We start from the raw sequence: 14737 nt of genomic DNA on the forward strand, positions 1-14737 counted from the left end.
TGCCGGGGGCAAGCTGCTGCAGGCCTGCGCTGAGGCTAACCGGGTGGTCTTTGCCGCCGAGTTGCACGCTGTATTTGGTGAGCGTGTTGGTGGCGGTGGTGCCGGAGAGTCCGGTGAAGGTTTCGCTCAGACTGGTGACCTCGTTGCCGTCGGATGGCTGCCAACTGGTGCCGTTGGCGGGTTGCGCGTCGCAGTCCTTGCCGCTGTTGGCATCGGCAGAGTTGGTGTAGCATGGCACGGCGATGGCGTGTATGTTGAGTGTTTGGGTTGCCAAGGTGTAGAAGTAGTACACGTCGGTGGTGCCCCAGCCCGTGGTTGATCCGGCTGTGCCTGCCGCTACGATGTCGCCGGCGCTGTTGTAGGTTTTGCCGGTTTCTCCTGGGTAGGGGACGGTGAGGTTGTTGGTGGCCCACACGGTTTTGCCGGTGGTTTTGTTGGCCAGAGCGGTCAAACCGGCCACACTTGAGTCCGTGGTGCCCAAAGTCGTGGCTATGGTCTGCCGTTGTGCCGCGGTCAGCGTGCTGAGATCGGCGACGGTCAACGGCCGGTAACCGGCAACATCGGCCGGCGAGGCGGGAGCGGAAGCAGTGCCTTTGGTTCCGGTGATTGAATTGGCTTTCCCGGTCGGGTCGCCGGCCGTGGCGGTGACGGGATTCACGGAGCTGCCGTCGAGGCCGAGGTAGTGGGACTTTACCGCTGTCTGGCCGGCTGCGGCAATGGATACCGGGCTGGTATATCCGGTTCCTTTACTCCAATCAGCGTCATCAATATTGCACATCGTATAGGTAATTAATGATTTTTTGTACTGGTCGGTAAGTTGGAAACTCGGGACGATGAAGATGTAGGTGGCACTGTTGCCGAGTGCTTTGGAATAGAAGTTTTTTGTAGCCTGCACGTCGGCCTCGATGTTTGAGGTTGCCGTTGCCGGGTCGGGGTTTTTCCTGGTATTCGATTCCAACTCTGCTGGAGTGAGAATGGTATCGGCGTATGTGAGGGTGACTGCTATCGCATATTGTCCATTGTCTTGCAATGAGTAATAGGCCCCGGACTTCCCAGTCGCTGCGATTTGAGCTTGCATATTGGCGAAGCTTACGTTGTTGCCTGCGTTGGTATAGGGGATTGTCCTGGTTGTCATAGCGGATTCATTGTATGCTGGATATGTGCTTCCTACGGCAGCTTGGATGCGACCGGTGGCGGCGGAAACGTAGTAGGAACCTAACTCTACAGTGATGGTGCTGGGGATAATGCTCTGATTGTCGAGCCATGCGAAGTAATTACGACGGATTGCGTATCCTTGTGAGGATACGCCAGAGGCTCCTCCGGTATTTTGCAAAGTCTGGAATGCTGAGGCGGACGTGATGCGGTCGGTGAAACGATTGTCCATGAAGTTAAAGCTTGTGGTGCGTGCGTTGATCATTGACACGTTGGAGTAGTAATTGGTTGCATCGGTGGTTTTTTGCGGAGCGTTGAAGTGGAAGTTGTAGTTGTGCGGTGTGCCGAAGGTGCCGGTTCTGCCGCTGCTGGCATCAAAGGTGCCTACTTTGAGTGTGTTGTCGTAGGGCATGCGGCGCAGGACTTCTGGAGGAGTGGCCCAGTTGAGATCGAATAGCCATGTTGTGGAGAAGGTGAATGTGATGATGCCGCTTGCCGCGGATGTGTTGGTGACATCGAGCACCACCGACGGCCCCCATGAGGATTGATCTTTGACGTATCTGACGATGCCGAGCTCGTTGCCTGAGCTATCGTTGACCTTCAGACCGCTGCTATTGCCGGAAAAATTAACCTTGGCTCCGGCTGCGTCTGTGGTGGTTTGCGCCACGGGGGCAAGCAGGATGGTGTTGCCTTGTGCTGCGTCGATGGCATTGATGGTTGCCGTGCCGCTGATGCCGAGTCGAGCGTTCTGAGCTGCACTCAGTGTGACTTGTGCAGGGACTTCTGTGGTGGTCTCGTTATAGAGAAGTTTTACGTTTGCTTGGGTGGCGACTGCTTCGGCGCCTTGTGTAGAGATGCTTGCGGTTGGTTCAGTTCCTAGCGTGCCGGTTCTGCTGGGGGGGGGGTAATGTCATTGCTATTTTGGGAGGCTGCGTCTGCTGTTTGGGCTTCACTGGCGGTGTTGCCGGCATGGGCGACTGAGCCTGCGGCGAAGGCGGTGAGCAGGGTGGCTACGGCGGCGATGCCCGCAACCAGGCGCGTGCGTGCGGACTTTGTGAAATCGCCGTGTTCGGCGCGGTTGGTGGTGGGAAGCGTGCTCATGTTGTACGTCCTCTTGGTCTGTGGTTGTTCCGTATATGTCCGTATGCCGGGGTGTATGGCACTACCAGTGCTTCAGGCCGCCGTGCGGAATATGTTCTGTTGTATTGTGGTGTCTGCGTGAACAATCGAGATGAACACTCGAGAGTGAACATCGGAGCGGAACCACGCTGTGTTCTACGATACTCGTGAATATTGACAATTAATGCATATACGATGCATACGAACAACTGTTGGGGAATGATTCTTAAACCGGTAGGTGTTGCGTGATGAGGAAAAGGCTGTGGTACTGAGGGGCGCAAGTGCGGTGCGCGTAACCGGTCGGCGTTGTGTTGTCGTTGTTGTGTCAATGGCGGTGCTACCGTGGAATCACATCTTCAAGGAGGAGACGATGATCCGCATAGCTGTGGTGGACGATGACGAGCACGACGCCTCGCAGACCAAATCCATGATCGACCGCTACTACGAAGGACGGGAGTCGGCGTATTGCGTATCCACGTTCGGTGACGGCGAGTCTTTGCTCAAGGCCTACAATCCTCAAGATCGGCAGCTTGATGACGGCGGACAGCGCGACGGCATCCACGAGCGTCGTGATTCGTACCGGAATCCTAAAGCGGCCGAAGGCTCTCTGGCAGCGGCATCCTCCGCATCGTCCCGCTCTGTATTCGATTGCATTTTCATGGACATTGAAATGCCCGGCATCAGCGGTCTGGAGACCGCACGCAAGCTGCGCTTGATAGACACCGATGTGGTACTGATCTTCACCACGGTGATGGCGCAGTACGCAACCGCCGGCTACGACGTGGATGCCATAGGCTACCTTGTCAAGCCGCTGCAATATTACGGTCTGGCGCTCAAAATGAGCAAGGCAGAAAGCCTGATGCGTGAGCGCCGCGGGGTCACTGTCCCTATTCACAGTGCAGGCGGGGTGGAGTACATCCGTTCGGCTGACGTGCGGTATGTGGAGGTATACAGCCACGAGATCCTCTACCATGTGGGAGCGCAGCGGGTGCTCAAGGCGTGGGGCACGTTGCGCTCCACGGCACAGGCCTTTGAAGGCGAACCGTTCGTGATGGCTTCGCGCTATTGTCTGGTCAACTTGCGGTGGGTGAGTGGGTGCGGCGGTGGCACCGTGAGTGTGGATGGTGAGGAGCTGCAGGTGAGCCGCGCCAGAAAGAAACCGCTGATGCAGGCGCTCGCGGCATATTACGGAGGCTGACGTGCATTACGACATTCGGCTTTCGTTCTTCATAGTGGAACTGATGGTTGCCACGGCATTGTTCAGTTCGCGTCGGCAGTGGCGTTGTTCGTGGAGGCTGCTGGCCGTTCCGGCAGTGGTGTTGGTTTACGGTTTCGGTGTTGACGGTGAGGGGTTGGGGCGGTTTTCTCCGGTCTCTCAGACCTGGTATGAAGCCTTGGTCTACTACGCCTCGTGTGTGGCGGTTCTCGTGCTGCTGACGCGTTTGGTTACGCATGCCTCATGGGTGGAGGCGCTTATTACCGTATGTGCCGGGTATGCAGTGCAGCACATCGCCTATGATGTGCTTAAATTTATCCTCATCGTTGCCGGCGCTCGCGGAGACGTGTATTTCACGCTTCCTTATTACGTCTTATATCTGTCAGTATATGTGCTCACGTATGCACTATCGTGGCTGGTGGTTGGGCGTCGATTCAGCGCCAATCATGAGGCGCTTCGGCACAAGCCCATGTGGGTACTCGGGGCATTGGGTCTCCTGCTCTTCGTGATTGTGGCGAACCTGGTGGTGGGTGTGGGCTGGCCGGTGCAGGTACAGACCTCGCTGGTGTTGTACGACGCCATCTGCACAGCGCTGGTGCTCACTGCTCTCAACATCGCTGCCACGAACGACAGGCTTAAGGAAGACCTGCTGAGCATGCGCCGGACCGCACGCATGCAACGCCGCCATTATGAAATGTCGCGCGCCGGCATGGAACAGATCAACATCACCTTCCATGATCTGCGCAAACGGCTCAACGCCATATCGGGCAGTGGTGCGGCACCCGCGCTGGTGGATCAGGCGCAGCGTGCGGTGACCCAGGTCGATTCGCTCTTCCACACCGGCAACCCGGCTTTGGACGTGGTGCTTTCGCAGCAGAGCCTGTACTGCTCCAAGCACGGCATTGCCTTTACCTGCATGGCAGACGGGTCGGCGCTGGATTTCATGGATGATGACGACCTGTACTCCCTGTTCGGCAACATGCTTGACAATGCGGTTGAGGCGGTGATGAAGCTGGACGATTCGCACCTGCGGGTCATTGACATGAACGTGGAAGCCAAGGCGGGCTTTGTGCGAGTGGAGGAACGCAATTACTTTGCGGGTGAGTTGACCATGGTGGGCGGTCTGCCGCGCACCACGCATGCGGATGTGAATCTTCACGGTTTCGGCATGCGCTCCATGGCGCAACAGGTGAAGCATTACGACGGGACGATGCGCGTGCGCACACAGGATGGGGTCTTCACACTATCGGTAGTTTTTCCTCAGGCATCGCGCTCCTGAACCATGTTCCTGAACCGTTGGCGCGGTGGAGATGCCAGTTCGCGCGCTCGCCTCCCTGTGGCTCCCATTCCGTCCTAGCCTAAGACCGTACTGTAACGGCTGCGTTCGGCGACAAGCCATGGCTGCGGTCGGAATCGTCAAAGGAGAGGAGAGATCATGGCGCGCGAAGCGAAGGGCAAGAAGCTCAAGATGCGCAACAGCACCTTCAAGAAAATCTGGATAACCATAGTGGCCATAGTGGTCGTGGTGGCGGTGGCACTCACCATTGCAGGGAGCATGTTCTCCGGCGTGCTCGACAGCTACCTGGGGCGTGGCAAGGTAGAGGTGCACAAAGCCAGTGGCACCTCCTCCTGGGACGCCACATACAACGCCAAGACCACGTCGTCGATGAAGGATGCCAAGGCGGCCAGTGACAAGGTCTCGCAGCAGGTTACCGACGAGGGCATCGTGCTGCTCAAAAACGACGGCGTGCTGCCGCTCAAGTCCAAGAGCGCGGTCACTCCGTTCGGCTACGGCTACCTGAACCCGGTCTACTCCGGCTCCGGAGCGGCGGCCACCACCGACAAGAGCATGGCCACTCCGGACAAGGAGCTCGCCAAGCATTTCCAAGTCAACGATGCTGCGGTCAAAGCCATGAAGGGTGCCAAGCCCTCCTTCCCGGGCGCTGCTGACGGCACACCGGCGTTGGACGCCGATCACAACTCGCTGCAAGCCGTGATGGACAAAGGCAAATCAGCGCAGATCAACGAGTACGACCCCTCGATCTACAACGCCCTTGACGGATCCACTAAGGACTCCACAGGCCTCGTGTTCATCGCACGCAACGGCTCCGAAGGCATCGATAAGCGTTCCACCGGTTACAATGACGGCACCCCGCACTATCTGGCGCTCACACAGGCCGAGCAGAACACCATCAAGGCTGCCAAGCGCACCTGTGGCAAAGTGGTTGTGGTGCTGAACACCGCCAACCCCATGCAAGTGGCTCCGTTGATGAGCGGCGACACCCAAGCGGACGCCGTGCTGTGGACGGGTACGGCCGGTTCGCGCGGGTTCGCATCGCTGGCGGATGTGCTGGACGGTACCGTCGATCCCTCCGGTCGTCTCACCGACATCTATCCCACTGATTTCACCAAGGACCCCACCTACGCGAACTTCGGCGAATATCATTACACCAACGCCACGGTCAAGGACAACACCCTGCTGGGCGACATGATTCCCGGTGCCAGCTTCGGCACCATCCAGCGTCCCTTCGTAGAGTATGCCGAAGGCATCTATGTGGGCTACAAATACTATGAGACCGCAGCCGCGGTGGATCCCGGCTTCACCTACGGTGCGGTGGACGCCCAAGGCGCGCTCGCCCAGCCCGGCGCTGTGGCATATCCGTTCGGCTACGGCCTGAGTTATACGACGTTCGACCAGAAGCTCAATTCAGTGAAGGCTTCCGGCCCCAACATCGAAGCGTCGGTTACCGTCTCCAACACCGGTTCCAAGCCCGGCAAAGACGTGGCGCAGCTCTACTACACTTCGCCGTACACCGACCTCGACAAGAGCTCGAAGATTGAGAAGGCCGCCACCAACCTTGCGGCGTTCAAGAAGACCAAGCTCTTGAAGCCCGGCGAATCGCAAACGCTCAAGCTGAGCTTCAAGCGCGACGACATGGCCTCCTACGACTACCACCATAAGAATGACGACGGCACCACCGGCGCCTATCTGCTCGAAGCCGGCGACTACGACGTGGCGTTGAAGAACAACTCCCATGACGTCATCGACTCTCAGAAGGTCAGCGTTGCGCAGACCAAGGTGTTCCAAGGCAAAGACCCGACGCAGAGCGACAAGGACGCCCAGTCCATGCTTGACGACAAAGGCAACCCCACCGGTAAGCCCGAAGGCAAATCGTTCAAGGCCGCCAGCAACGAGTTCCAAACCATGAACGACTACATGGACACCACGGTCAAGCAGCTCAGCCGCAGCGATTGGGCCGGCACTCAGCCCGTCGGCCCGCAGAACCGCGAGAAGACCGCCCCGCAGATGGCCATCGACGAGTTCGACCGTTACCAGAACTTCGATCCCAAGAGCGACAAGACGCTCGGCAATGTCAAAGGCAGTGACGTATACGCTGCTTCCGACCCTGCCAGCGGCGCCAAAAACAAGCTTTCGCTCATCGACCTGCGCGGGTTGAAGTACAACGACCCAAAGTGGGATAAGCTGCTCGATCAGCTTGACTGGGGCAAGGACAAGGCAAACATCCAGTCTCTGCTGTACATGGCCGCTTACCAGACCAAGGACATCGAGTCCATCGGCAAACCGCTCACCGTTGACAAGGACGGTGCCATGGGCTGGAGCGTCAAAGGGGCATCTTCCTGGGCCGGAGCCAACGTGATGGCAGCCACCTGGAACACCGACCTGCTCAAGAAGGTGGGCTCCAGCATCGGAGAAGAAGGCTTGCAGTCCGGCATCAACGGCTGGTATGCTCCCGCGGTCAACATTCACCGCTCTCCCTTCTCGGGCCGTGACTACGAGTATTACTCGGAGGACGGTGTGCTCTCGGGCAAGCTGGCAGCCGCTTCGATCTCTGGCGCGGGCGACAAAGGTGTGTTCAGCTATTTGAAGCACATCGCGCTCAACGATCAGGAGACCTTCCGTTCCGAAGGGCTGTCCACCTGGGCCAATGAGCAAGCCACGCGCGAGCTGTACCTCAAGCCCTTCCAGATTGCTGCCGAGGAAGCCAAGAGCACAGAGCGTTACCTGGATTCCGAAGGGCACGCACACACCAAGGTGATTCGCTCGGCGACCGGTATGATGAGCGCCCAGAACCTTATCGGCGGTGTGATCGGCTTCGGTCACAAGGGTCTGCTCACCGACGTGCTGCGTGGCGAATGGAACTTCCATGGAGCTGTGGTCACCGATCTGTTCATGGAGAAGTCAAAGACCCAGCGTGACTTGACCATGCGCGCCGGCAGCGACATGTACATGATTCAGACCCCCGGCTACAACGCCACCGACTATGACAGCCCCACGGCCAAAGCGTGCATGCGCACAGCGGTGCACAATGTGGCTTACATGGTGGCCAACTCGAACGCCATGAACGGCATGACCCCAGGCTCGACCATGAGCATTTCGATGAGCCCGTGGCGCAAGCTGCTGGTGGCCATCGATGTGCTGGTGGCGCTCTTCGCGGTCGTCATGGTGGTGTGGATGATTCGCCGCGGCAGGAACGAGCGCGAGTTCCCGGAACGCTACCGTGCCCCCAAGGCAAAGAAAGGAAAGGCCAAGCAGTCTCAGGACTGATGCCGGCCATGTTCCGGTAGTACCGGTAAAAGTATCGGTAAAGTTCCAGCGGCACCCTGCAGGTGCCACCCATCAGCCCCGTCTGAATAGCCTAGCGGCCTTCAGGCGGGGCTTTTGCGCATTTGAACACTTGACATTCCGTGCGATTGGACAGCAACCATGTTGACGCATAGACTAGAGGGGACTTTCTGCCGCTATGGTGCGGTAGCTGCGCTGAAGCAATGAGGTGTGTGGCGAAGAAGTCACGAAGAGAAGGAGCAGTGATGCTTGGTATAGCATGGTCTGACGTCGTAGGCGTCTTCCAGTCGATTAAGTGGTATTTGGCGTTTATCGTCGCCGTGATTCTTATTGCCGCGGTGGTGGCGGTCGCCGTGCGCAAGGTGAATGTGCCCGCCCGTAAACTCATTCGTTCGAACGCCATCGTGGTGCCCGTCCTAGCGATCGTGGCCGCGGTCAGCATGATGCTCACCGGCCCCATGTCCACACTGCTGAACCTCGCGGCCTCCGGTGGCACAAGCCAGAAAGTCTCCGACGCCACCACGGCCAAGGCCTCGGATTTGGCTCGCGACATCGCCGGTGAAGGCTTCGTGCTGCTGAAGAACGACGCCGACACCCTCCCGCTCAAGCAGACCAAGAACCTCAACCTCTTCGGCTGGGCTTCCGAGAACCCGGTCTACGGCGGCACCGGCTCCGGCGCCATTAACGAGAACTACCAGATCGAGTCACTCAAGGACGGTCTGCATAAGGCCGGCTTCAAGACCAACGACGAGCTGACGAAGGTGTACGACAAGGTCGGCCACCGCGCCGTGGTCAACACCACGTCCGGCTCCGGCTGGTCGCTGCCTGAGGCGACCAAGGACATGCTCAACGACCAGGTGATGAGCCAGGCCAAGCAGTTCTCCGACACTGCCATCATCACGCTGGCGCGCGTGGGCGGCGAAGGCTACAGCGACATGCCCACCGATATGAGCAAGGCTGAATACAAGGACAATTCCAAGTCCTACAAGGATTTCAATCCCGGCGAATCCTACCTGCAGCTGTCCCAGACCGAGAAGGACATGGTCGACACGGTGTGCGCGAACTTCGACAAGGTCATCGTCGTCTACAACGGCTCCAACCCCATGCAGCTCGGATTCCTCAACGAACACCCGCAGATCAAGTCGGCCCTGTGGGCTCCGGCCCCCGGCAACGTCGGTTTTGACGCGCTCGGCGACATCCTCACCGGCAAGGTCAATCCTTCCGGCCGCACCACCGACACGTTCCTGTATGACATGAGCAAGGCGCCGTGGTGGAACAACTCCCAGCCGATCAAGTACAGCAACTTGAAGGACAAGGCCATCCACCTGCCCATCTCCAAGACGATGACACTGAACCTTGATCCCTCGTTCATCAATTACGTCGAGGGCATCTATGTGGGCTACAAGTATTACGAGACGGCTGCCAAGGAAGGCTTCATCAACTATGACGACGTGGTGCAATACCCGTTCGGCTACGGCTTGAGCTACACCAAGTTCGAGCAGAAGATGGGCAAGATCTCCAAGAGCGGTGACAATCTCACCTTCACCGTGGATGTGAAGAACACCGGCAAGGTGGCAGGCAAGGACACCGTGGAGGTCTACTCCGACCCGCCATACACCAACGGCGGCATCGAAAAGGCTTCGGCCAACCTGCTGGTTTCCAAGAAGACCGACACCATCAAGCCCGGCGAGTCCGTGAGCGTGAAGGTTTCCTTCCCCGTATCCCAGCTGGCCTCCTACGATGAGAAGGGCGCCAAGGCCTACGTGCTCGAGCAGGGCGACTATGGCATCGCCATCAAGTCCGACTCCCACCACGTGTTGGACTCCGCCACCTATACGGTTCCCAAGACCGTCACCTACGGCAAGGACAACCCGCGCCCAGGCGACAAGACCGCGGCGACCAACAAGATCTCCGAGGTGGCCGGCGACGTGACCTACATGTCCCGCAAGGACCACTTCGCCAACCATGACGCCGTCGTAGCGGCTCCCGCCAGCGACGTGATGCCCGAGAAGTACGCGAAGGACTACCACCTCAACGCGGACTTCGACCACTCCACCTACAACAACCCGGACGACAAGATGCCCACCACTGGTGCCAAGAACGGTCTCAAGCTCAAGGATCTGCGTGGTCTTGACGCCAACGACCCGAAGTGGGACAAGCTGCTTGACGAGCTGAGCGTGGACGACATGACCAAGCTCACCTCGCTCGGTGGTTTCCAGACCGCTGCCGTGGACTCCATTGGCAAGGTGGCCACCACCGACTGCGACGGCCCGGCCGCCATCAACAACAACTTCACCAAGCAGGGTTCGATCGGCTTTCCGATCGCCGTGGTGCTGGCCAACACCTGGAGCCAGAAGCTGGCGCGCCAGTACGGTGAGATGATGGGCCAGATGGGCAAGGAGATGGGCGTGACAGGCTGGTACGCACCGGCCATGAACACCCACCGCACCGCCATTGGCGGCCGTAACTTCGAGTACTACTCCGAGGACGGCGAGCTGGCCGGCGAGATCGGCGAGAACGTGGTTGCCGGCGCCAAGTCGAAGGGCATGTACGCCTACATCAAGCACTTCGCGCTCTACGACTCCAACGCCATGATGGTCAGCGTCTGGTCGAACGAGCAGGCGGCCCGCGAGGTCTACCTGCGTCCCTTCGAGCTGAGCGTGAAGAACGGCAAGTCAGACGCCACCATGGTCGCCTGGGCGTTCGTGGGCAACAAGTGGTCCGGCGAGCAGGGATGGGTCAACACCATCATGCGCGACGAGTGGGGCTTCAACGGCATGGCGCTCACCGATTCCTTCGGTGAGGACGGCCGTGGCTTCATGAATGCCGACAACGCCTTCCCGCGCGGCGTCGACATCATGCTGTCCACCTATGGCAAGGGCCCCAACGTGGTGAAGGACAAGAAGAACGCCACGTCGGTCAAGTCGCTGCGCCAAGCCAGCCGTCACATCCTCTACGCCGTCGTCAACAGCGGCGCCTACGCGGAGGACAGCTCGGCGATGAAGACCCCGGCATGGAAGATCGCCTTGGTCGTCGTCGACGTCATCCTCGTACTGCTGCTGGCAGGCGTGGAGATTGTATCCATCCAGCGCTACCTGCGTCGTCGTCGCGGATAGCGGCAGAGACAAAGGTATGACGGCATAGTGCCGTTTCTGTGGGCGAGTGCTTCGGTGCTCGCCCACTTGCGTTATAGCAGGTGCTTACGTTTGCGCGCGTTTGCTTATGGCAATGGTGACAGGCAGCGGGGCCGAGTCTAATGTCGCTTCGTTCCGCCGATTATGCGCAGGCCATGCCCGTGCAACGCCGTGCTGTGAAGGACGACCCAGATGCGGTGCTTGGTAGTTCGCAGACCGGGGACACTATGCGCTGTGAGTGAAGGCTTGGGCGTTGCCTGGCGTCTCCTCTTCGATTCATGCGTGCAAACCGACAAGTTGAGTATGGCGGTTCTGCGCGCTGCGCGCAAGCTGATTTAATAGCGTTGAGACATAGTAGTAGTGAAAGCGCAATGTGGCACTGAGTGGCGCATGCGCAGCGATTCACGGAGGGTGCAATGGAACTTGAGCAACTTTCTGTAGCAGAGAAAGCGGCGATGCTTTCTGGTGCTTCCGAATGGGATTCTCGTGGCAACGAGCGAGCAGGTATTCCCAGTTTCGTGATGAGCGACGGGCCGCACGGCGTTCGTCGTCAGCTCGGAGCCGGCGACCACCTCGGTCTGGGCGGCTCCAAGCCTGCCACATGCTTCCCTACGGCAGGCACCGTGGCCAACTCTTGGGACCCTGAACTGGCTGAGACCATGGGCGAGGCGCTGGGACGTGAGGCGCACGACCTGGACGTGAACGTGCTGCTGGGCCCTGGCATGAACATGAAGCGCAACCCTTTGTGCGGCCGTAACTTTGAATACTATTCCGAAGACCCTCAGGTGGCCGGGCATATGGCCAGCGGCCTCATTCGAGGCATCCAGAGCAATGGCGTGGCATCCTGCCCGAAGCACTTCGCGGTCAACAGCCAGGAGCTGCGCCGTCAGGCCTCGAACTCGATCATCGACGAGCGTACACTGCGTGAACTGTACTTGACTGCCTTCGAAATTGCAGTCAAGCAGGCTCACCCATGGGTCATCATGACTTCATACAACCAGGTCAATGGCGTTTACGCCCACGAGAACAAGCACCTACTCACTGACATCCTGCGCAAGGAGTGGGGCTTCGACGGCATGGTGGTCTCTGATTGGGGCGGGTCGAACTCGGCCGTTGCCGCGGTCAAGGCCGGCGGTTCTCTGGAGATGCCGGCTCCCGGCTACACTTCGGTGCGAGAGCTCACTGCCGCGGTCAAAGCCGGCACGCTTTCCGAAGACGATATCAACGCCCGTGCTCGTGAGGTGGCGAAAACCGCCGAGCGCACTCGTTTCGAGGGTGTGGGCCGCGACGACCTTCTCTCGGACGAGATGTCGAAGGCTCATCACGACGTGGCTCGCAAGGTTGCAGAAGGCACGAGCGTTCTGCTTAAGAACGACGGTACGCTGCCCCTCAAGCCCGGTGCACGTGTGGCGGTGATCGGCGACATGGCCAAGACCGCACGCTATCAGGGCTCCGGCTCTTCCAAGGTGAACGCCACGAAGGAAGAGAACCTGCTCGACGAGCTCAAGGCGATTGACGGAGTAGAGGTCGCCGGCTATCAGCAGGGCTATGACCGTCAAGGTGAGCCGAACCGCGCACTCATTGAGGATGCTGTGGCATTGGCTGCCGCTGATACCACCGATGTGGTGGTGGCTGTGGTCGGCTTGGACGAGCGCAGCGAATCTGAAGGCCTCGACCGCTCCACCATGGCCATTCCCCAGGTGCAGAATGATTTAGTCAAGGCGTTGGCGGCCACCGGCAAGCCTGTCGTCATCGTGCTCGTAGCCGGTTCTCCGGTGGAGCTTCCCTGGTTCGATAGCGTGTCCTCCATGCTGTACATCGGTCTGTCGGGTCAGGCCGGTGCTTCGGCCACCGCACGTGTGCTCACCGGCAAGGTGAACCCGTCCGGTCATTTGGCGGAGACTTGGCCTCTCAAGTATGAAGACTGCCCAAGCGCCGAGTTTTATCCGGCCGCAGATCGCGATTCGGTATACCGCGAAGGTCTGTTCATGGGCTATCGCTACTACGAGACCGCCGGCGTTCCGGTGCGTTTCCCCTTCGGCTTTGGTCTGAGCTACAGCTCGTTCTCCTATTCCGATCTAAGCGTGGACGACAAGGGTGCCACCGTTTCGGTGACCAACGATTCCGCAGTGGCCGGCGCCACGGTGGTGCAGCTGTACGTCTCAGGACCTACCGGTGGCATGATTCGCCCGGCGCGCGAGCTCAAGGGCTTCAAGAAGATTTTCCTCGAAGCGAGGGAAACGCAGAGCGTGCGCATCGATTTCGATGAGACCACGTTCCGCAACTTTGATACGGCTTCCGACTCGTGGTGCACCGAGTCTGGCGCTTGGACCGTGATGGTGGGCGGCGACGTCGAACATCTTCCGCTGTCGGCTTCTCTCGATGTGCGTGGCGACAAAGAGCTGACCCCGGCTGATCCGGCCTTGGGGCACTATGCGACCGGTCAGGTCAAGCAGGTCACCGACCAAGAAGTGAACGCCCTGTTTGGGGGAGCGCTTCCTGAGCCATACCAGCCTGAGGTGTTGGGTGAAAACGATCCGATTTCCTCTTGGGTCACATCGAAGGGCTTTGTGGCACGACATGTGGCGCAGTTCCTGACAAACCGTGAGAAGAAGGTGCGTCAAAAGACAGGTTCGCCTGATCTGAACACGCTGTTTATTCTCAACATGCCTCCGCGCGCCATGTGCAAGATGACGCAGGGCATGATCGACCAAGACATGGTGCAGGCAGTTGTCAAGATCGCCAACGGTCACACCTTCCGCGGAGCAGGTTCGTTCATTGCGGGATTCTTCCGCAATTCCTCAGCCAACAAGCGCATGGCCAAGGAGCTGGGCGAGAAGTGAGACTCTCGGCTGCAAGCCGACCCGAACGCACAATTTTGATAAGAATGGAGCAATGACGTGAGCAACGAGAACAGCAACAACGCTGGCAGCGCAGACACCGAGAACGAGGGAACCGGCTTCATGGCCGCGTGCCGTCGTCTCATCGCAAAGTACCCGAACCTGTGGGAGTTCATCAAGTTCAATGTGCTTTCCAACATTTCCACCATCACCCGCTTTGTGGTGGTGTGGATCTTCACGGCCGTCTTCGTGACCGCCATGCACATGACGCAGCCCTTCCAATTCCTCATCTTCAACTATTCCACGCCTGATACCAACGGTTTGGGCGGATTCCTCACCTTCCTCATCGCCGAGGTGGCGGCTCAGGCCGTCAACTTCGTGGTGCAGATGAAGTGGGTGTTCAAGTCCGACTCCAGCTTCAAGGACGCTGCGTGGAAGTACGTGATTCTGGCCATCATCATCGTGATCTGCAACCTGGTGCTGCCGGGTTACGTCACCAAGCTGTGCACCAGCTGGGGCTGGAACAATGCCATCTCCTCCACCATCTCCTCGGTGGTCAACACCTTGCTGGCCGTCATCATCAGCTACCCGCTGCTCAAGTGGTGGATTATGCCGAAAAACAAGGAAGAGAAGAAGGACTGAACGTCTAACTGACACGTTGCCCTGTTGTGGCAGCGGTTGCTATTGAAGA

General features: G+C 58.9%; 9 protein-coding genes. 6 read left to right on the forward strand and 3 right to left on the reverse strand.

The window, feature by feature from the left end:
- Both AC3B5A_RS07205 and AC3B5A_RS07210 read right to left on the reverse strand, forming a co-directional pair.
- Window positions 1–1819 (reverse strand): hypothetical protein (locus AC3B5A_RS07205; protein WP_489799996.1); only part of this gene is annotated, 1819 nt, incomplete at its 3' end.
- A 209-nt stretch (window positions 1820–2028) separates the two neighbouring features.
- Entirely contained in the window at window positions 2029–2253 is a 225-nt protein-coding gene (locus tag AC3B5A_RS07210) for a hypothetical protein (RefSeq protein ID WP_489799997.1), read from the reverse strand.
- A 388-nt stretch (window positions 2254–2641) separates the two neighbouring features.
- Here AC3B5A_RS07210 and AC3B5A_RS07215 point away from each other — a divergent pair, with 388 nt between their 5' ends.
- Entirely contained in the window at window positions 2642–3469 is an 828-nt protein-coding gene (locus tag AC3B5A_RS07215) for a LytR/AlgR family response regulator transcription factor (RefSeq protein ID WP_489799998.1), read from the forward strand.
- Window positions 3470–3893: 424 nt separating this feature from the next.
- On the opposite strand, the gene AC3B5A_RS07220 is transcribed toward AC3B5A_RS07215, so the two are convergent.
- Window positions 3894–4514: a methyltransferase gene (locus AC3B5A_RS07220; RefSeq protein ID WP_489800033.1), complete on the reverse strand. Its 621-nt coding sequence runs from the start codon at window positions 4512–4514 to the stop codon at window positions 3894–3896.
- Here AC3B5A_RS07220 and AC3B5A_RS07225 point away from each other — a divergent pair.
- From AC3B5A_RS07225 to AC3B5A_RS07245, 5 genes are all read left to right on the forward strand, one after another.
- Window positions 4431–4766: an ATP-binding protein gene (locus AC3B5A_RS07225; protein WP_489800034.1), complete on the forward strand. Its 336-nt coding sequence runs from the start codon at window positions 4431–4433 to the stop codon at window positions 4764–4766. The two genes, AC3B5A_RS07220 and AC3B5A_RS07225, sit on opposite strands and share 84 nt — an antisense overlap.
- Window positions 4767–4922: 156 nt before the next feature.
- Complete coding sequence (locus AC3B5A_RS07230) at window positions 4923–8054, forward strand: glycoside hydrolase family 3 C-terminal domain-containing protein (protein WP_489799999.1); 3132 nt, start codon at window positions 4923–4925, stop codon at window positions 8052–8054.
- A 263-nt stretch (window positions 8055–8317) separates the two neighbouring features.
- Window positions 8318–11188 carry a glycoside hydrolase family 3 C-terminal domain-containing protein gene (locus AC3B5A_RS07235; RefSeq protein WP_489800000.1) on the forward strand — a complete coding sequence of 957 codons (2871 nt, stop codon included), beginning with the start codon at window positions 8318–8320 and terminating at the stop codon, window positions 11186–11188.
- A gap of 434 nt (window positions 11189–11622) precedes the next feature.
- Window positions 11623–14049, forward strand: coding sequence for a glycoside hydrolase family 3 C-terminal domain-containing protein (locus AC3B5A_RS07240; RefSeq protein ID WP_489800001.1), 2427 nt, complete (start codon window positions 11623–11625; stop codon window positions 14047–14049).
- A 120-nt stretch (window positions 14050–14169) separates the two neighbouring features.
- A complete protein-coding gene (locus tag AC3B5A_RS07245; RefSeq protein ID WP_489800035.1) occupies window positions 14170–14688 on the forward strand; it encodes a GtrA family protein in 519 nt (172 codons plus the stop codon).
- Window positions 14689–14737 lie beyond the last annotated feature (49 nt).

Source organism: Bifidobacterium sp. ESL1133 (assembly GCF_058107325.1).